This window comes from Desulfopila sp. IMCC35008 (genome assembly GCF_010646885.2).
Lineage (GTDB): Bacteria > Desulfobacterota > Desulfobulbia > Desulfobulbales > Desulfocapsaceae > Desulfopila.
This window is the reverse complement of the sequence record NZ_CP050700.1, coordinates 4,501,848-4,520,869: the sequence shown is the minus strand read 5'-3', so window position 1 is coordinate 4,520,869 and position 19,022 is coordinate 4,501,848. Positions and strand designations below refer to the sequence as shown.

Below are 19,022 nucleotides of genomic sequence, written 5' to 3'. Positions count from 1 at the left end.
ATTGCATTGAAGCCGATCATGCCAAATTGAAACGCCTTATCAAACCTACTTTGGGCTTTAAATTCGATGAAGACAGTTTATGCAACCAGTAAAGGGTTTGAAATCATGATCTGTTGGTTTGAATTGGAGTGTATTTATAGGATATGATGAAAGTGTGATTTGCTAAGAGGTGTTTTGATAGTGAACAGAAGAAGAGAGGGTCATGGCCAGCGCTAGTGAAATCTGGGATGTTTTCGAACAATTTCTAAATGTTATCAACGATGAAACAGGCTTGTCTGTTCTGATTTACGATACAAAAGGCATAATCGTAAAAGCAACTGATATCTCAAGAATTGGTGATCTGCATTCAGGTGCTCTCAAAATAATGCAGGGTGAAGTGGAGGAGTGTGCGATTACGCATGAGGAGGCGGCAACAAACCCTTTGGTAAGAGAAGGGTACAGTTGTCCGATTTATGACGGAGATACGATTGTTGCGGGTTTTGGTATTACAGGAGAACTTCGGCTTGCAAAACCGGTGGCGAAAATTGCAGCAAAGATTATCCAGTCCTGGATCGCTGAACTCGAAATCCAAGAACGATTGAGGTTATCAGAAAAAAAATATAAGGCCATTTTCAATGGCTCGATGCATGGAATATTCCAAGCAACCCTTGATGGGACATTTATTACAGCCAATAAAGCTCTTGCCAATCTGCTTGGTCACAACACGGAGAAATCTCTTTTAACTACTGTTGATGATATTGGAAAACAAATTTATGTCGATCCAACCGATAGGCAGCTCTTCCTTGATACAATCATTAAGGAAAGGCATGTGTCTGGTTTCAAAACAAAATTTAAACGCAATGATGGCGGGGTAATAGATGTCAAAATATATGCGCGAATGGTGGAGCATGAAAATGGATTTTTCTTTCTGGAAGGACAGATTGAGGATGTCACAGCCCAGCTAAAAGCGGAGAAGGCGATACGGTTTTCTGAAGAAAAATACGCCAAAGCGTTTAATAACAGTCCAGTATGGGTTGTCCTTAGTTCGTTGGAAGACGGTAGGTATATAGAGGTTAACGAATGCTTTCTCAAAAAGATGGGGTTCAGTCAAGATGAGGTGATTGGTGAGCCATCTCTATCTCTTAATACTTGGGAAAATCCTGAGGATCGAGATGCCATAGTTCGGGAAATACGGACCCATGGCCGTGTGACTGAGCATGAAGTCAGGCGACGGACAAAAAATGGTGAAGTCCTCATTATGCTGTTTTGGGCAGAACGTATTACTATTGGGGATGAAGTGTGCATGGTTTCTGTATCTCTTGACATAACACAGAAAAAGATTGCCGAGAAAGAAGCCATGAGACTGGAGTCGGCGCTAGTCCAGGCACAAAAAATGGAGGCAATTGGCACCCTGGCAGGAGGGATTGCCCATGATTTCAATAATATGCTCGGAGGGATAATGGGTGGTGCCGAGATGCTGACGCTCTACCTTCCGGATGAACCACAGGCCAAGCGATATCACGACATGATCATGCAAGCGGTTAAACGGGCGGCCGGGCTTACAGACAAACTCCTGACGTTTGCCCGAAGCAATCCCAAGTCTTCAACAGCAATCGATATCCATGACCTCCTTAATGATACTATTTTGCTACTCAGCAACACAATTGATAAGCGCATAATCGTTCAAAAGAATTTTCGTGCAGAAACAAGCACTATTGTCGGTGATCCATCTCAACTGCAAAACGCTTTTCTTAATCTCTGCATTAACAGCTCTCAGGCCATGCCAGACGGTGGTGCTATTAATATCAATTCCCGGTTGCTTGAACTTGACTCATTATTTTGCCAAAAATCAGCATTCGACCTAGAACCTGGTAAATATATCGAGATCGAGGTACAGGATACAGGGGAGGGAATAAGCCCGGAGATACTGGGAAAAATATTCGAACCATTTTTTACGACAAAAGAGCCAGGCAAAGGCACCGGCCTCGGTCTTTCATCGGTATACGGCACTGTTCAACAACATCATGGTGCAATTACCATAAACAGTGAACAACGTATTGGAACAACCTTTCATGTGTATTTACCAACTGACAACAGTGATACTATGGCTGCTCAAACCCACGCTGTCCTTAAGAAAGGGAGCGGACGGATCTTGGTTGTCGATGATGAGGAAGTTATGCGAGTGACGGCAAAAGCTATCTTAGAGGAGTTGGGTTATCTCGTGTCGCTTGCAGAAAATGGTAGAGAAGCCTTGGATCGCATACAGCAAGATAGAAAAGGGTATGATCTTGTGCTGCTCGACATGGTAATGCCGATCATGAACGGCAAAGATTGTTATATGGCGTTGAAGAAGATTGATCCAGCCATTCGAGTGCTTCTTACGTCAGGTTTTACAAGGAATGAAGACCTGAAAGAGATGAATCTCAACGAACTAAAAGGTTTTATTCGAAAACCATATCGCCGTTCAGAGTTGAGTCTGGCTGTCCACAAGGCATTGTCATAAGCTTCGTTACCGAAGCTTTGACTTCATTCCATTCAATTCTTAAGAAGGTCGTTGATAAACATACCGAGTTCTTGATTACAATCTTGCTGTCTTGAGTAATATTTACCCGGGGTGCCGTTGACATAGGCCATGATTGTTTTATAATTCGAAACATGTCGAATTCGAAAATACACCATATTGCGCCAAGTGAAGTGGAAGAGCTGGCAGTAATGTTCAAGGCGCTGTCAAATCCAAACAGATTACGACTCTATTTGGAGCTTCTCCCTCATCTCCAGTCAGGTAGGATTTGCTCAAGTAGTGAAGAGCAGGTGGAAAGCTGCCAAAAAGAGATAGCGCAGAGAATGGAGCTTGCACCTTCAACAGTCTCTCATCATTTCAAAGAACTCAAGAATGCAAAATTAATATTTCTAAAACGAAGAGGGAAGAGCGTTGATATACAGATTAATATTCACGCTCTGAAACAGATCAGGTCTTTCTTAAATTTGTGACAATACATGGAGAAAAGAAGATGAAAATAGTATCCCTTTTAGGCAGCCCCAGGAAAAAAGGTAACTCTACCCAATTGGCTGGGATTGTAACCTCTACTCTTAAAGAGAAAGGAAATAGTGTTACAGAATATTTTCTTAATGAACTCGTTTTCAAGGGTTGCCAGGCCTGTATGGCCTGTAAGGGGAAGAGTGAGAGTTGTGTGGTAAAAGATGATCTGGCACCGGTTCTGGAAGCAGTAAAGGAAGCAGATGTGATAATGATGGCCACCCCTGTTTACTGGGGTGAGATATCTGCTCAGCTCAAATCCTTCATAGACAGAACGTACTCATATCTTACGCCGGGTTTTATGACTGAAGAGATTAAGCACCGGCTTCCCAAGGGGAAAAAACTTGTTTTTATCCAGTCCCAGGGGGCGCCCCAAGAGCTTTATGCTGATGTATTTGAGCGATATAATGCTTTTTTTAAGATGTTGAACTACTTTGATGAAACACATCTACTACGGGGTTGCGAACTGAACGAATTGGGTCAGGCGATGAAGAGAGATGATCTGGTGACGAGGGCCAAAGAGATCGCCGAAAAACTCCTGTAGAAATATATTTCCTGTTCAGGAATCAATCAGCTGGTTGGGCCATGGGAGCCTGGCGGGGTGGTCGATTCCTACGGCACCGGCCACTTAGAGAGAGCGACAAAGCCACTTCAAGATGTGGTCTTTAAGTGGCTTTGTTGTGTCTGGCTTATGATCACTGTGGGCAGTGTGGCCGCACCTGTAGTCCATATTTTTATAAGAGCATTGTGTCAGTCCATACAGCATCTTTTTCTTCACTATTTTAGTAATGAACATAGCCAAGCCTTACAACCAATATTGTATCCACAATAAAAGTTGTATGGCACACTTTCAACAACTTCACTACCTCAAGATAATCTCCAGTTATAACCCTAACACTGAAAATATTAGTAGTTGGGAATATAGCTCATGGAAGAAATATATGTAGTCATTTTTCACTCCATGGTTCTTGTTTTGCCTAACATCACTAGCACTCTATAATACTGGCACAAAAACATCTATATCACATATTGCTACAACCTTGGTTGTACATCAATGGTCTTGGTGAAATCCTTCCAAAACGGTTATTTACAAGGAGTTTGCAAACAACCTAAGGTGGCGTCTTTCTTGCATGTTTACTAGCGTGATATAAGTCGTGTTGGGGGGGGGATTGACGACTTCAACTAGTATATCTACAGGAGAAAAAATAATGAGATGCTTTGCCAAGTTGTTATTGCCCGTTACCCTCTTGTATTTGATTTCCCTTACCAATCCTGTATTTGGGAGTAAGATTAAAATCGGTTTTGACATTCCTCTCACTGGTGAATTTGAGGTTGTAGGCAAGAACGCCAGGCAAACGGGCGATTTAATACTAAAACAGGTTAATGATGCAGGAGGATTGCATGTAAATGGACAGGTCCATGAGATTGAATTCATTTACAATGACAACCAATCGACTTCTACGGAAGCGTCTGGTCAAGTGCTTGACCTGGTGAGCAGGAAGAAGGTCCTCGCAATTGTTGGTCCTTTAAGTTCAAGGCAGGCTGTGCCTGCAGGTGGAATAGCCAACTCATTTTCCACTCCGCTGATATCCCCATGGTCGACTTCTCCCGATACCACCAAGAAAAGACCATTTGTTTTTCGCAGTGGTTACCTTCTCGAAGTACAGGCACCAGTACTGACTAAGTTTATAACGAATGAGTTTAAAGCAACAAAAGCGGCGGTTCTTTATGATATCGTTAGTACTTACCCAAGAATCATGGCAAAAAGTTTTAGGGATATATTTGAAGAAACGAACGGAAAGGGCTCTGTCGTCGTTTATGAAGAATTCAGGACAGGTGAAACAGATTTAAGTAAACAGTTACAGAAGATTGTTGATTCCGACGCGGATATCCTCTTTACGCCACAGCATTATAATGAAGTACCGGGTATCGTCAGGCAGGCTAGAAAACTTGGCTGGGAAAAGCCGATTATCGGGAGTAATTCCTGGGCGGGCGGCAATTTAACGAAAGAATGCGGTTCGGCATGTGACGATCTTTTTTTCGTGGGGAACTACGCGGCAGGAAAGGCAACTGGTAAATCAAAGGACTTTGTCGAAGTATACAAAAAGGCATACGGTGAATTGCCAGACGAGGTAGCGGCCCTTACCTGGGATGCCGTCCAGGTCCTATTGCTTTCCATTGAAAACAGTGGGGGGCTCACCGGCAATTTGATAAAAGACAGGGCCACGATACGTGAGAGATTGACACAGATAACAAATTATGAGGGGGTTACCGGCAAAATGAGTTTTAACGAATCGGGTGACCCGGCAAAATGTGCGGTAATTATAAAAATTGAAAATGGAATCAACACGCATTATTCAACAGTCTGTCCTTAATCAAAGAGAAAGAGACTCTTTTTGAGCCTTCAATGGGAGAGTTATTATAAATTGTTTCATCCGGGGGGATGCTCTTGAGGTGCAGTGCTGGAAACCTCTCACGATGAGAACGCTGTGTGCTCATCTCTTCAGTCATGTCGTCGGGGTTGCCATGCTTGCCGGCATTGGCTTTACAATGTCCATATTCATTGGCTCGCTGGCCTTTGAGGTCCAGCCCGAACTGCTGCTCAATGCCAAGATTGGTGTGGTGTTCGCTTCGCTGATAGCTGGTGTTTCCGGGTATGTCTGGTTCTTGAAAACAGGTAAGTCGGAGTGACTATGGCGTTCGCGTGATCCGGTAAAATGGTTCTCCTCTTTTTGTGCCCTCTTTCTCTTTGCTGCAAACCCAGGGGAAGAGGGCACGCGTTAAAGATGCATGTTCGGCAGTTCCGAGGTGCTCTTTTCAGTACTCAAGAGATATCTTGTTACGTGGTTGAAGAACAATTGGTGTGCGTTGTTTGTGCCAGATCTGTTGACCTGCCCAGTGGCAGGTGGGACTTTACATCTGTAAACCGTTCTGGTGTCAGGTGATCCTGCAAAAAAAACGTTGGATATCAGAAAATTCTATTTTGGATCTTTAGCCAGGCGAAACCCAAGACCCATGAGGCGCAATCCCGGTCGTCGATAATTACGGTTGGTACAGCGAAGTATCCAGCCTTGGTCGGCCCAATTTCCCCCTCGTCTGACCTTGAGTGTCTCTAAGCGTGTTTTAAGAACAACCGGATTATTTACAGGGCTTTGTCCATAGTGGTCGCGATCATACCAATCCATAACCCATTCAGATGCATTCCCCGACATGTCATAAAGTCCAAGTTGGTTAGGGGGGAAGCTGCCAACAGGCATAACTGTCATGCCGCTTTTCTCATCTCCCAGATAGAGAGCCAGATCTTTTGAAAGCGTACCATCTTTCGTCCCATATTTTAGTTCCTTCCCGCCGGCCCGGCAGGCAAATTCCCATTCTGCCTCTGTTGGCAGGCGGTAATTCTGGTTTGTTTGAGCGTTCAGCTTCTCAATAAATTCCTCGATATCCCACCAACTCACGATATCAACTGGAAAATTGGAATCAGATTGGTTCAATGCGGGATTATTGTTCATGACATGTTGCCACTGTTGCTGGGTCACTTCATATTTTGAGAGGTAATAATCCTGTAAGCATACCTCATGAACAGGGCGTTCATGCTCACCTCCATCACCAAAAACATCTCCCATTTGAAAACAGCCACCTTTCACCAGCACCAGATCCTTTTCGAAAAGTTGTTCTGCATATATCGCTTCCCCCAAAACAGATATGAAAACAAGGGTAAAAATTTGAATGCATATTGGCCGCAAAGCACATTTTAACAACAGTTTCATGTAATCCTCCTGATAAAGAGCGACAAGCCATAACGTTGATAGTTTTGTCTGTAGGTTTTTTTCACCTTGAGATGATTGGCAGAAATGCAGTGTATCTTCAATCACTGAATTCTATGGATGCAAACGTCCTGCGTATTCCCTTTTGGTAATGAGACTTGTGATATCCAAATGCGACAAAGAGTCCTTCCCTGCTTTTACATTTGATATTATGATCTTCTCGGAATTTTTTGGCTTTTCGTCCATTCTGGATAAATGGATGGACAGCTCCCAGCATGCATGTCCCCAGGCCAAGGGATTCTGCAGCAATCATCGCATAGGTAGCGGCGATAATCGGATCTGCAGGGTCGCAGTAGGGAGAACCGTAAAAATACATGGCCAGAGGAGCATCATAGTTGATGTTATTGATGCCTTTATCCATCCCATCTTCTGTATATGCTTTGTAAAGTGGTTTGAGAAATTTTCTGAATACTTCATCGGTCTCTTTCCCCCATACCGGACGCATCAAAGCCAAAAAGAGCGTGTTGAACATGAACCTGATACTTTTCAAATAGAGAGAAAAATCCTTCGCAAATGCTCTTGTTTTCTCTGTCCCGTTAAATATCAAGACGTTCACATCGGAAGGCGGTAACCCCATTGGCGCGGTTTTCGCAGCTATCAGAATTTTATCAATAATTTCGGGCTCAACATTTCTATCTTCAAACGCCCTTATACTTCTACGGTATTGCAGCGTTGCTAAGAGCTGTTCGTAGTTTGAGGTTTGGTCTTTTGCCGGTAAATTGTACACATCTTCCGGGGAGAGTTCTCTGCCATAAATCTCTATTGCTCCTGTTGGACAAATTGCCATGCAATGCCCGCATCCAATACATTCAAAGAGTGATACGTCACTTCGCTTGACCGTATCATTTTCGATTATAAGGCTGGAGTCACTGCAGACCGAAACACAAAGGCCACAGCCATTGCATGATTCGGAATTTATTCTGATTTCAGGACTTTCTTTTGTTCTTGATGTCGGGATTGCCATTGTATGATCCTGTTATTTACATTCTGAGGCGCATAATGACCGCTGGGAGTGCCAGTGCTTAGCAACCGAAGGGTTACGTTCAAAAAACATGTCTCTCCCACTTTGGTCAACACCATTAAGGGGGCATGCAAAGTTCATGCATTTCGAGCAGAGAAAAAGTTTAAGCGTTACAAAAAAGGCTGTAGTCGCCAGTATGTATAGTGCAAGCAATAGCCAGGCATCGGTGAGAGCAAAAAACGGAAGAGGATATCCCCAAACGACTACCAATCCACCGAAAAACAGAATTTGTTCAGGTGTTGACATAGGTCCCGGCCGATACTTCCACAGTTTAGGGGAGCCATGGTTTGCCCAGCAGGTCAAGGTTTTTCCTTCTTCGGCATAGTGAGGGCAGTGGGAACACATGACCCGTATTTCAAGAAGTCCGAAAAAACCAATGATAAAAGCTATATATAATGCAAAAAACCACTGGTTGTAACCGTTAATAACAGCACCACCGATTATGATTCCCGGGAAGCTGATGAGCAGAAAATGGACGAGATCTTTTAACCGGAAATGGCAATGCACCTTTGCGGAAACCGGGCAATCTGTACATGAAGTGGCCGAGCAGGTGGCGATGGGAAGAGTAGGATCCGGAAATGCCATATCATGATCTCCTGGCTCAAATATATGTCATAGACAGGGATGAGTGAGTCTGCCTGGTATCTCCAGAACAGGTGGGGCAAGGCTATCGTTTCTGAATGAAGGCTTGCCACTGGTTACGGGTGTAATCTTACCACAGTCTGAATCTTCATCCGGCAGTGTGAGTTCTGACCATTGTGTTGGCATATTATATCTCCAATGTTCCAGATTGCCTGAGGTCCAATCATCTCCCTTTTTGAAATAGAGATTATTTTCAAGTAGCATGGCGAGATCGATACCAAGTGGCCCGATAACCAGTAACACCTCCTCTTCAGGAGGTGTCTTTTCTGTAAATAAATGCCATTGAGCGTTCATGGTAACCCTTATTTTCATTCTCTGTTGTTCACATGTAACAGGTTTAGCCCCAATATTTCATGAAAAATCTTCTACTATCCATATATGTTAAATGATATCAAATTTTTAAGCTTTACTGTCTGTGAATTTTGTCGGGTACAGATTGTACCGCGATAGACCGCTTGCACTCAAACTCTCTTTTCACCCTGCGGGCGTGACTGCTGAGTCCATCCTCTTCGTTATCAAGGGTTTGCGGTAGATTATTACAGCTGCACCCTTGATGCCTCGACTATGAACTCAGCAGATACGTGAAATATGGGGTTTAGAAATCTATCTCAAACCAGGTGTTATGATTCACCATGCCAAACTCCTTGAGAGCTGCGCTTATGCGTAAACCGAGTGAGCTCTCACTTTTTGCCCCTGGGAGGATGTCATGCCAAAGGAGGATGCTCAAATCAGTATTCACATGTGCTCTCCTGTACATATGTACCTCCTGGCACGAATCTTCCTCGCTGGCATCCTCTGCAAGTTGCTGTAGGATGGGGATGATTTGCTCAGGGTCTGGTTTCGTGATTCGTAATTGTATCACCTCAACCCATTGCATCATTTTCTCACTGTTGCGAGACGGGTGCTCTCAGGGAAGAGGGTTCTCCAGAATCTCTTCGTGCTGGGGGCATCGCTGGACTGCTCACGGGCCATGCGACGCATCCTCTTTCGTTCGCTTTCTTCCAGCTCCAGCTTTTGCCGTTCCTTAATCATGTAATCGATAGAGTAGAAATTCATTTACATCTCCTTGTGACTTCGATATTTCTCCGTGCTCCTCAAAATATTGCGGGGGGTGAAGTGACAACTCGTGGATTCTATATGTCCAGGATTAGCAAAAGAGATGCCAGAATACATTTGCAGTGTTTTAAGGTGATTAGCGTTATACGCAGGCTTATTTGCCGAATATGGCAGATTTTTTCTGTCTTATACGGTAGCTTGGAGGAAATGACCATATATGGTAACCAGGGTGTGGGAGGAGGGACGTGAATAAAAATGAATTGTTCCGGGAAGCTACATTACGAATTTGCGGCAATTTGGAGATAGAGGAGGCGTTGCGGGAGTTGCGCTTGTTTCTCCAGGAAGCAATGCCGGTTACGCACATTTTTTTGCAGCATTATGATGCAGCATATCGGGCCATGCGGACTATAGCGTATGCCAGTGAGTCCGGATATGGCAAACTGGATTTACTCACACCTCTCTCTGCCAAGGCAAGGGAGTTGGCTGCCAATGCTCCGGCCGATCAGGATGCTTTCCTGTTAACAGAGCCTATGGCCTTTCCGGTGAGTGAGGAAATGACGGCCTTTCATGGCATACAGAGCTCTTCCGTAATTGTCATGACCTTGAGGAACAGGAGGGACACCATAGGCTATCTTGTCCTGGTTTCCGAGGGGAAAGAGACCTTTGACGATGATGATCGTGTGATGATTGAACAACTCAAGGTGCCTCTGGTCCTTTCAATGTCCAATGCCCTGAAACACAGGGAGGTTGTTGCGCTCAATGATTTGCTTGCGGATGATAATCGGTTTCTGCATGGAGAACTTCGACGGCTGTCTGGCGATGAAATTATTGGCGCTCGTTTTGGTCTCAAAAAGGTAACGAGAATGGTCCAGCAGGTAGCCGTACTTGACAGCCCGGTGCTGCTGATGGGTGAGACCGGAACGGGCAAGGATGTGATTGCAAATGCGATTCATTATACCTCATCCCGCAGCGAAGGCCCATTTGTCAGTGTTAATTGTGGAGCAATTCCGGATTCACTGCTCGACAGTGAATTATTCGGCCATGAAAAAGGTGCTTTCACCGGGGCATTGTCACTCAAACGAGGTCGTTTTGAGCGAGCACACAAAGGCACTATCTTTCTTGATGAGATAGGGGAGCTCCCACTGCACGCTCAGACCCGCCTGCTCAGGGTCTTGCAGAACAAGGAGATTGAACGGGTTGGTGGGGTAGATACAATCTCATTGGATATTCGAATTATAGCGGCGACCAATCGTCACCTGGAGACAATGGTGGAAAAAGGAGATTTTCGTGAAGATCTCTGGTTTCGATTGAATGTTTTTCCTATCCTGGTGCCACCGCTTCGGGATAGAACTGTGGATATCCCCGCTTTAATCCAGCACTTCATCAATATGAAAGCAAAGGAGTTGAAGCTTACATCCATACCTTCATTAGCTCCCAGAGCTATTGAAAAAATAATGAACTATGGGTGGCCTGGTAATGTCAGAGAGCTGCAAAATGTCATTGAGCGAGCCCTTATCCTCAACCCACAAGGCCCTTTACAGTTTGAGCATCTTGGGGCAGAGATTTCAAAACCGGTTGTGAAAGTGGAAAGCCCCTCAACAGAATCATACAATCTTGATAACCTGATATCTCATCATATAAGCCATGTCTTGAAAATCACCAAGGGCAGAATTAACGGAGCGAAAGGCGCTGCTGCTCTGCTCGGCGTCAACCCCAGCACACTGCGTAACCGGATGAAACGGTTGGGAGTCAGTTATGGTAGAAAACAAGTGCCATGACAAACAGAGGACAGGGGAAATGAGATTTCACGAACCTGTAATTTTGTTCTTTTCTGTATGGAGGGCTGTTCGTATTAATCGGGCCATATGTGACCTGGGTACCGGTTTATAGGCAAAGCCATTTATGCCTCTGGACTGTGCCAGCTCTTCATCCACCATTTCACTAAAGCCAGTGTAGAGTACGATGGGAATATCCCGGCGAATCTCGCGTAAGCGGTCTGTAAGTTCAAGGCCGGTGAGTTTGGGCATGTCGTAATCTGTAAGCACGAGATCATAGTCCTGGGCGGTGTTTCTAAATAATTGAACAGCGTCGACACTACTGTTTTGCGATGTGACTTTATAGCCAAGTTGCTCTAGGGTCAACTGTGTGATCTGTGACAACATGACATCGTCATCCACAAGCAGGATGTGCTCTTTACCCTGTTCAACAGTGTCACTTTTATCAACCTCTATAACATCTGTCTCCTTGCATAAAGGTAGGTAGACATGAAAGGTGGTTCCAGCTCCGGCACTGCTTTTTACGGTAATGTCTCCCCCCATATCATGAATAATTCCATAGACAACAGCTAAGCCCATTCCTGTTCCCTTGTTCTGCTCTTTTGTAGTAAAGAACGGGTCAAATATTTTATCCTGGACTTCCGGTGGCATACCATGCCCGGTATCTGTTATGGAAAGTAAGAGGTATTTACCGGATGGACTCTGTATATCTTTTTCCACTTCTTCGGGAAGAGACTCAATAGATCGTAGCGAGAAAGTAAGGTCTCCTCCTGTCTTCTCCATTGCGTGAAAGGCGTTGGTTGAGAGATTCATTAAAACCTGATGAATCTGTGTAGGGTCTGCCTCGACGACATCCGGTTCATCGTTTATCTCAAGACGTATCTCTATGGTTACCGGTATGGACGAACGTAAAAGTTGAGAAACCTCTTGGAGTATCGGCCCGATTCTGATCTTGTCAATTTCCTGCTGTGACTGTCGGCTAAAAGCGAGAATCTGTTTTACCAGATTACGTGCCCTGTAACCCGCTTTCTGAATTTGTTGCAGATGTTTTCTCGTGACATCAGCTTCCTGATTATTGACAAGCAGAAGGTCGGTATAACCAAGTATTGCCCCCAGGATATTGTTAAAGTCATGGGCTATACCTCCGGCGAGAGTGCCAATTGCCTCCATTTTCTGGGATTGCTGGCGTAGCTTTTCACTATCCCGAAGTGCTTTTTCAGAACGCATCAGCGAGTCGAAGCGCGAACGTAACTGGGATAACATGCTTTCCAGAGCATATTGGACATTGCGAATTTCAAGGGAAAATCTGCTGCTGTCGATGGGAATCTCCGCCATCTCGTTTCTGCCGATCTCAATCGCATATTGCTCTACCTGCTTTAAAGGCTGGATGACTCGTTTACGCAGCACGATGAACATAGCTAAAGAGAGTGTAATGGTGAGCAGGAGCAGGGTCGCAATGTTAGAGATAATCGCTTTGGTCAGGGTCTGTTGTATAAATTTGTCAGTATAAACCATATCCAGCAAACCAACTTTGCGTTGCTGAAAAATGATAGAGTATGTATCGGCAAATTGTGAGGAACCTGGGGCTTCGTCAATTTCCTGGATAACAGGCTCCCAGTTGGCATCTCTTCCGGCAGCAACAAAAATTGTATGAGGTGGGTAAATGTCCCGAACAATCATTTTCTCGATAGTTTTGTTGTTCATAAATCCCTGGATGACCTGACGGATCTGGTAAGTATCGAGATTATACATCGGGATTGAAAGGCTGTTTTGAGCCTGTGTTCCCAATGTCTTACGATCATTATCCAGTGACTCGTAATAGGACCTCTTAAGGGTCAGGTAGTTATGCAGGGAAAATGGAATCAGGCACACGACGGTAGTGCAGATAAGGGCAATGATGATTTGCCTTGTCAGGGATCGCTGTTTCATTAAGGGTGTCAGTTGACAGAAGTTGTTCTTCATTCAAGAAGATTGAATAGTGTGCTATGGTGCCGACATTAGAGTGAGTCGTCATACATGTCAAACCATATTTAAAAGAGGTTGAAGATGAGAAATTGTATCCTGGTCCTGCTCATGATGTCGGTTACTCTGGCATATCGCGTACCTCAGGCGAATGGTGGCGAGCTGCCCGTCATAGAGTGGAAGGTTTTCTATATCCAGGCCATATACAATAAACCCGGAACAGGAGAGGGATTTGCTGATGAGCTCTTTCGTTTTTATCAGGAACATTTGCCGGAATATTCTCATCAAGCTGAAGGCATGCCGATAAAACGGATTTTTCACGATATGGCAAACACTCATTCCGGTATCTACTGTTGTCCTGGAAAAACCCCTGTGTCTCCTGAGTTGAAAGGGAAGGTGATTCCCTCGAACAGTTCTCTGGAACTTGCCCCCCCTGGCATCGTTGTCCGGCAACGCGATATTGCCACCCTGTTTTCAAGGGGAGAAAATGTTTCCGTGGCTGACCTGATAGAAAACAAGGGCTTACGGACGAGTTGGGTTCGCGGAGCCACTTACCACCCTGAAATTCGAAATGTCATCGAGAGAAATGAAGAACGCCCCAATGTGACGATGCAGGCAACTGTTATCGGTGAATTTCAGGAGATGCTGCTGCGTGGGAATATCGATTTTTATGTTTCTCACGCACTTGATTTTACCTGGCATTCCAATAACAATCCCAAAGTCCGGGACGAACTGGCCTTTTTACAGGTAGCTGAGGCACCGGGTACTGTAAGCACTTTGGCATTTTGCAATAATACCCCGGAGGGGCGGGAAGTAATTTCGAAAATTAATGATTTGCTTCTTACTGATGAGTACAGGATCTTCAGGGACGATCTGATAAAACGCTACTACCCTGCCAGTTTGGTTGGCCATTTTCTTGAGCTGCATAAAAAGCCGTTACCGGAGAATGTGTGGCCGGAATAACAAAAAATCTTAACAAAGACGCCAGACTGCGTTTGAGGTTTTAGTCATACTTGTCAATACCAGACTGGGCAGGAGGGGACGGAATCTCTTTTGAAATATCTAATCGCATAACGTAGCGAGTATCCATGTTGCATTCAGGTGGCTGTTGTCCGTGAAAATGTTACAGGTGCTGTAACAGCTGTATGCATAGTCCGTCATGCCTGCAGTCTTTTCTGATGAGCTGAAGGAAAGTAAATTGTATGGTGTGAAGGTCAGGAATTAACTTAGTTACTTGTCCTGAATCTACCATTTTCCTGATATCTTCGTTATACTCAGGATAATATTTTTGCAGATTTTACCCTCGAACAATACTAGTAAGTTGGGGATAGGAACGACTAAACATCGATTCCACATTCGCCACACCGCTTTGGAAGACTGTAAAAAGAAACTTTCATCATGAGGAAAACCGGATGTAATAATTATCTCTGATGGAAGCTTTCTGGAAGCCTACGGAGAAAAAGCCATGTATGTCAGGAGACAAACACGAGTTGGCAAGGTTCTTCTGGCCTGCCTCTTTATTCTCTTTTTAATTGGCATCCAGATATCGGGTTGCAGGGATAGAAAACCGATAAAGATAGGTTTTATTGCGGGCACCTCCGGGCGGGTTGCCGACCTTGGCATTTCCGGCAGGGATGCAATCCAGATGGTTGTTGAGAAATACAACCAGAACGGTGGCATCAACGGGAGCCGGATTGAACTGGTCATCAGGGACGACCAACAGGATCCGGAGCTAGTAAGGGTCTTAACGCAGGAGTTAATAGATAGCGGGGTCGTTGCCATCATAGGACCCATGACCAGTGATATGGCCATGGCTGTCACCCCCCTGCTGGATAAGCATCAAGTTGTCGCTATCAGTCCAACGGCAACCACCAGGCTTCTTTCCGGCCGGGACGATTTTCTCTTCAAGGTTTCTTCAACAACTTTGATGCATGCTACAAAAAGTGCCATTTATCATATCAATAATACGGATGTGCGACGGATTGCCGTAATCTATGACCAGACTAACAGCTCCTTTAGTGAAGACTGGCTGAAATGTTTTAAAGACACTTTCTCAGCGAATGGCGGGGAAATAATTGCTACGACCGGATTTGACAGCAGTAAAGGCAAATCCTTCACCCAGATTTCCAGCGAGATGCTCCGGCATGAGCCGGATGGAATTCTTATTATCGCTAACTCTCTGGAGTCCGCAATCCTCTGCCAACAGATACGACGGGTAAACCCGGATATTTCAATTTCGCTGGCAGACTGGGGAGCTACCGAACGCCTGCTGGAGTTGGGAGGTAAGACAGTTGAAGGCGTTACTGTGGTTCAGACCTTCGACAGAAATCACCCGGGCAAGAGATATCAGAACTTCCGCAGGGAGTATCTGAAGAGATATAATAGAGAACCCGGTTTTCCAGGTGTTTATACCTACGATGCGACAGATCTGCTGCTGGCCGCTCTTGCCCGGCAGGAGGGGAATAACCTGAAAGAAACAATCCTCTCAATTAAAAATTTTCCGGGTTTACAGAGTGATTTCAGCTTCGATACCTTTGGTGACGTAACCCGGTCGCATGTTTCCATTAGTGTTGTTCAAAACGGTAAGTTTGTGGTACTGGAATAGTCACGTGAAAACGACTCCTTCCCTGCATCGCTACCTATCATTACGGTTTAGCCTGGTCGCCATCCTGCCTATCCTCATCATTGGCCTGGGTATGTATTTCATGGTTCCCAGGATGAAGAGACAGATTGCCATCCAGCATGAGGGAATGGCTCATACAATTGCAGGCCTGATTGACACCCACCTGTCGGGCGGAGAACGCCAGCTGCTGTCTCTTGCACAATTCCTGGAGCAGGAAAACAGCACGGATCCAGGCCTGGTTGGCAGCCTTTTGGATGCCCAGTGCGGTGAAGGCGACCTCTTTGAAACTATTTACATCGCATCCAGACAAAAGCAGGCTATCCTTCACGTCGGCCTTGCCCAAAAGGGGAGGTTTATACGTCGAATAAAGCGAGAGGACCTGAAAGGTCTCGATCTCTCGGGACGACCGTTCATGTTCAGTGGTGGCAATGCCGACCATCCGACCTGGTCTCAAACATTTCTCTCCACAGTCAGCAGTCGTCTGGCTGTTTCCCTGATGGTGCCTGTCTCGGATAACGTTATTATAGGGGAAATTACTTTGCATCGCCTCTCCGAACTGATCGGTCACCTGCCGGTTGAGGCAGGGTTCCAGACTCTCATACTTGACAAGAGCGGACGCATTGTAGCGGATCACAAACAGAGAAAATGGGGTATGCAGCTTAACCTGAAAACTTTTCCACCCCCAAATGTACGGGGTAAATCGCTCGTTTCCTCTATAGCGTTTGAGTTGGACGGAGTACCGATGCTCGGATCCGTGGTGCGGGTACATAATCTCGGGTGGGACGTGCTGGTGTCCCAACCGCTCGATTTGGCGTACCGACCTATGACTGTTATCTATATTGCCCTTGCCCTGGGGCTGGGTTTTGCCTTGTCACTTGCCCTGGTAGTTGCCTGGTCCCAGGCCTTCAAACTCTCAAATATCTTTTATCGTTTTGCCGAGGAGAAGCAGGAAAAGCAGGACAGTCTGCTCCGGAAGAAGCAGGCTGCGGAAGCTACGAACCAGGCAAAATCAGAATTTCTTGCCAATATGAGTCATGACCTCAGAACCCCCCTCAATGGCATAATGGGCATGTTACAGCTCCTCGATCGCACCATCGAAACAAGCGAACAGCAGGAGTATGTTAAAATTGCCCTGAAATCATCCAGACGACTGAGCGTGCTGCTTTCTGATATTCTGGATCTCTCCCGGGTAGAGGCGGGGCAGATGTCGCTTCGTAATGAACCGTTTGATCTGGCTGAGACCGTCAAGCAGGTTTGTGACTTATTGTATATAACCTGCAAAGAGAAAGGTCTTGAACTTAACCCAATGATTCATCCGCCTCTGCCCGAATTGATGCTGGGTGATGGAACAAGGTTGCAGCAAATTCTCAATAACCTGCTGGGCAACGCGATTAAGTTTACCGAAACAGGCGGTGTGACTATTGAGGTCTGTCCTTTGCCGATACAGCAGCCGGGCAGTCATCGTGTGTTGTTTGTCGTGGCGGATACCGGGGTGGGGATTAACTCCCGTGAACTTAAACACCTTTTCGAGCCATTCCGGCAAGGGGGAGACAACTGGGAGAAACGGGATCAGGGGGCAGGGCTTGGACTTGCAATCTGTAAACGGCTGATCGGCTTGATGGGAGGGAATCTTTTTGTCGAGAGTGAACCGGGAAGAGGAACAACGATCAGCTTTTGCCTGAACTTCGGATTGTGTGAATTCTGCCCTGAGGAGAAGGTAACCTCACGTAAAGATACGGAAGCGCAACTTTTTGGTCTTGATCTTCTGGTGGCCGAAGATGATGGCATCAGCGCTCTCACAATTGAGATGTTACTGAAGAGGTGCGGCTGCACCGTCACGACCGCGGAAAACGGTGCCGAAGCCTTGGATGCCATGATCGGTAATCACTTTGATGCGGTTTTTCTAGATATCCAGATGCCTGTTCTGGACGGGTTGAAAACTGCCCGAGCCATACGTCAGGGTAAAGCGGGTCCTGATAATACTCATACTCCCCTTATTGCCTTAACTGCCTGTGTCATGAAAGGTGATGAGGAGCATATACTCGACAAAGGTATGAACTATTATCTGCCCAAACCTGTCGATCTGGAGAATCTGTACTCTGTGCTCAACACTATTGTTGCCCAACGTACACAGAAGACTCAAACGATAAAATGTGCACCGGGTTTTTAGCTCTGATTTTTCATCAGGTCAGGTGGGCCTGTATTCAAAGTGTAGTGAGAGAAGTCGTAATTTTATATATTGATTAGTAATGAGCTGTCGAGGATGGTACAGCGTGGACTTGCTATTGATGAATCTTGTTTTATGATCTGGTGGTGGGGTGTAAGAATCTGATATGTTGGCATAGTGTGGATTGGGACCTGATTCGACCTAATGCTCTCGAGAATTCCAGATGATACAACAAGCGGGAAAAAGATATATGAAATTTCTGGAAGAAAATCTTCTTGACCATCTGCAACTTCCTGCATTTGCAGATCTGCACTCAGTTCTGATCCATCACAAATTTCCGAAAGGTTCCTATATCTGCCAGCCGGGGCAAGAATCTAATCAAGTCTTTATTGTCCAGAGCGGGAAGGTCAGAAAATACCTTGGTTACGAGGAGAAGGAGTTTAACCTGGGCATTCTTTCAAAAGGCGATATTTATTCAACACATACAGGAACATATGTTCAGGCATCCTTACGGATGCTGTTGTCCTGATGACCGATGTGGCAACATTCAGGCAGCGAATGGTTGGAGATCCTGAGGTGACAAAGGCGATGGTCCGGGTGTTGGGTAATATCCTGAAAACGTCCTTTACCATTATTGATGGACTGGCCTTCAAGGATGTAAATTCTCGCCTGGTTGCCTTGCTTTTAAAATGAGGCTAGACGGCATGGTGTCTCTTTGGATGACGGACGGCAGTATAGAGATCACCATCGACTTATCGGTCGAGCAGATTGCCCGATTAGTTGGTTCTACGCGGCAAACAGTATCAATGCTCCTCAATGATCTCGTAAGAGAAGAGCCGATCTCATCGAACGACCCGGCCGCGTGATGTTCCTTATTCCGAATCTTCGGGCCCTGGAATCGGTTGGGGGCGTTACCGCCCCCTGAAACAAGAGCAA

19 protein-coding genes are annotated in these 19,022 nt (G+C 45.5%); 12 read left to right on the top strand and 7 right to left on the bottom strand.

Going from position 1 to position 19,022, the window contains the following annotated elements; all coding sequences use genetic code 11:
- Nucleotides 1-202: 202 nt before the first annotated feature.
- The 5 genes from GA520_RS19520 (at nucleotide 203) to GA520_RS19505 (ending at nucleotide 5,707) form a co-directional block, all read left to right on the top strand.
- Nucleotides 203-2,482, top strand: coding sequence for a PAS domain S-box protein (locus tag GA520_RS19520; protein ID WP_163338914.1), 2,280 nt, complete (start codon nucleotides 203-205; stop codon nucleotides 2,480-2,482).
- Nucleotides 2,483-2,634: 152 nt separating this feature from the next.
- Nucleotides 2,635-2,970 carry an ArsR/SmtB family transcription factor gene (locus GA520_RS27260; protein WP_370362727.1) on the top strand — a complete coding sequence of 112 codons (336 nt, stop codon included), beginning with the start codon at nucleotides 2,635-2,637 and terminating at the stop codon, nucleotides 2,968-2,970.
- Nucleotides 2,971-2,990: 20 nt separating this feature from the next.
- Nucleotides 2,991-3,560, top strand: a complete 570-nt coding sequence (locus tag GA520_RS19515) for a flavodoxin family protein (protein ID WP_163338912.1) — start codon at nucleotides 2,991-2,993, stop codon at nucleotides 3,558-3,560.
- A 664-nt stretch (nucleotides 3,561-4,224) separates the two neighbouring features.
- Entirely contained in the window at nucleotides 4,225-5,391 is a 1,167-nt protein-coding gene (locus GA520_RS19510) for an ABC transporter substrate-binding protein (RefSeq protein ID WP_163338911.1), read from the top strand.
- A 103-nt stretch (nucleotides 5,392-5,494) separates the two neighbouring features.
- Nucleotides 5,495-5,707, top strand: a complete 213-nt coding sequence (locus tag GA520_RS19505) for a Na+/H+ antiporter NhaA (RefSeq protein WP_163338910.1) — start codon at nucleotides 5,495-5,497, stop codon at nucleotides 5,705-5,707.
- Between the two features lie 287 nt (nucleotides 5,708-5,994).
- Here GA520_RS19505 and GA520_RS19500 read toward each other — a convergent pair whose 3' ends face one another.
- From GA520_RS19500 to GA520_RS19475, 6 genes are all read right to left on the bottom strand, one after another.
- Nucleotides 5,995-6,783: an SUMF1/EgtB/PvdO family nonheme iron enzyme gene (locus GA520_RS19500; protein ID WP_163338909.1), complete on the bottom strand. Its 789-nt coding sequence runs from the start codon at nucleotides 6,781-6,783 to the stop codon at nucleotides 5,995-5,997.
- A gap of 97 nt (nucleotides 6,784-6,880) precedes the next feature.
- Nucleotides 6,881-7,804, bottom strand: coding sequence for a nitroreductase family protein (locus GA520_RS19495; RefSeq protein ID WP_163338908.1), 924 nt, complete (start codon nucleotides 7,802-7,804; stop codon nucleotides 6,881-6,883).
- 12 nt (nucleotides 7,805-7,816) lie between these two features.
- A complete protein-coding gene (locus GA520_RS19490; RefSeq protein WP_163338907.1) occupies nucleotides 7,817-8,446 on the bottom strand; it encodes a hypothetical protein in 630 nt (209 codons plus the stop codon).
- Nucleotides 8,447-8,473: 27 nt separating this feature from the next.
- Nucleotides 8,474-8,815, bottom strand: a complete 342-nt coding sequence (locus tag GA520_RS19485; RefSeq protein ID WP_163338906.1) for a hypothetical protein — start codon at nucleotides 8,813-8,815, stop codon at nucleotides 8,474-8,476.
- Nucleotides 8,816-9,098: 283 nt separating this feature from the next.
- Nucleotides 9,099-9,383 (bottom strand): hypothetical protein, encoded by a 285-nt coding sequence (locus tag GA520_RS19480; RefSeq protein ID WP_163338905.1) that lies wholly within the window; start codon nucleotides 9,381-9,383, stop codon nucleotides 9,099-9,101.
- Complete coding sequence (locus GA520_RS19475; RefSeq protein ID WP_163338904.1) at nucleotides 9,380-9,559, bottom strand: hypothetical protein; 180 nt, start codon at nucleotides 9,557-9,559, stop codon at nucleotides 9,380-9,382. The genes GA520_RS19480 and GA520_RS19475 overlap by 4 nt, the downstream gene beginning before the upstream one ends.
- 245 nt (nucleotides 9,560-9,804) lie before the next feature.
- Between GA520_RS19475 and GA520_RS19470 the strand changes: the two genes are divergently transcribed.
- Nucleotides 9,805-11,337 (top strand): sigma-54-dependent Fis family transcriptional regulator, encoded by a 1,533-nt coding sequence (locus GA520_RS19470; RefSeq protein WP_163338903.1) that lies wholly within the window; start codon nucleotides 9,805-9,807, stop codon nucleotides 11,335-11,337.
- A 27-nt stretch (nucleotides 11,338-11,364) separates the two neighbouring features.
- Here the strand turns inward: GA520_RS19470 and GA520_RS19465 are convergent, their stop codons facing one another.
- Nucleotides 11,365-13,263 (bottom strand): ATP-binding protein, encoded by a 1,899-nt coding sequence (locus tag GA520_RS19465; RefSeq protein WP_163338902.1) that lies wholly within the window; start codon nucleotides 13,261-13,263, stop codon nucleotides 11,365-11,367.
- A 117-nt stretch (nucleotides 13,264-13,380) separates the two neighbouring features.
- On the opposite strand from GA520_RS19465, the gene GA520_RS19460 reads away from it, so the two are divergent.
- From GA520_RS19460 to GA520_RS19435, 6 genes are all read left to right on the top strand, one after another.
- Nucleotides 13,381-14,259 carry a hypothetical protein gene (locus tag GA520_RS19460; protein WP_163338901.1) on the top strand — a complete coding sequence of 293 codons (879 nt, stop codon included), beginning with the start codon at nucleotides 13,381-13,383 and terminating at the stop codon, nucleotides 14,257-14,259.
- A 502-nt stretch (nucleotides 14,260-14,761) separates the two neighbouring features.
- Nucleotides 14,762-15,901, top strand: coding sequence for an ABC transporter substrate-binding protein (locus GA520_RS19455; RefSeq protein WP_163338900.1), 1,140 nt, complete (start codon nucleotides 14,762-14,764; stop codon nucleotides 15,899-15,901).
- A gap of 4 nt (nucleotides 15,902-15,905) precedes the next feature.
- Entirely contained in the window at nucleotides 15,906-18,089 is a 2,184-nt protein-coding gene (locus tag GA520_RS19450) for a hybrid sensor histidine kinase/response regulator (protein WP_163338899.1), read from the top strand.
- Nucleotides 18,090-18,336: 247 nt separating this feature from the next.
- Nucleotides 18,337-18,615 carry a cyclic nucleotide-binding domain-containing protein gene (locus tag GA520_RS19445; RefSeq protein WP_163338898.1) on the top strand — a complete coding sequence of 93 codons (279 nt, stop codon included), beginning with the start codon at nucleotides 18,337-18,339 and terminating at the stop codon, nucleotides 18,613-18,615.
- The gene (locus GA520_RS19440) at nucleotides 18,615-18,779 is read left to right on the top strand and encodes a hypothetical protein (RefSeq protein ID WP_163338897.1); all 165 of its coding nucleotides are present in this window, start codon (nucleotides 18,615-18,617) and stop codon (nucleotides 18,777-18,779) included. Before GA520_RS19445 ends, GA520_RS19440 begins: the two co-directional genes overlap by 1 nt.
- An 11-nt stretch (nucleotides 18,780-18,790) precedes the next feature.
- Complete coding sequence (locus GA520_RS19435) at nucleotides 18,791-18,952, top strand: helix-turn-helix domain-containing protein (protein WP_163338896.1); 162 nt, start codon at nucleotides 18,791-18,793, stop codon at nucleotides 18,950-18,952.
- Nucleotides 18,953-19,022 lie beyond the last annotated feature (70 nt).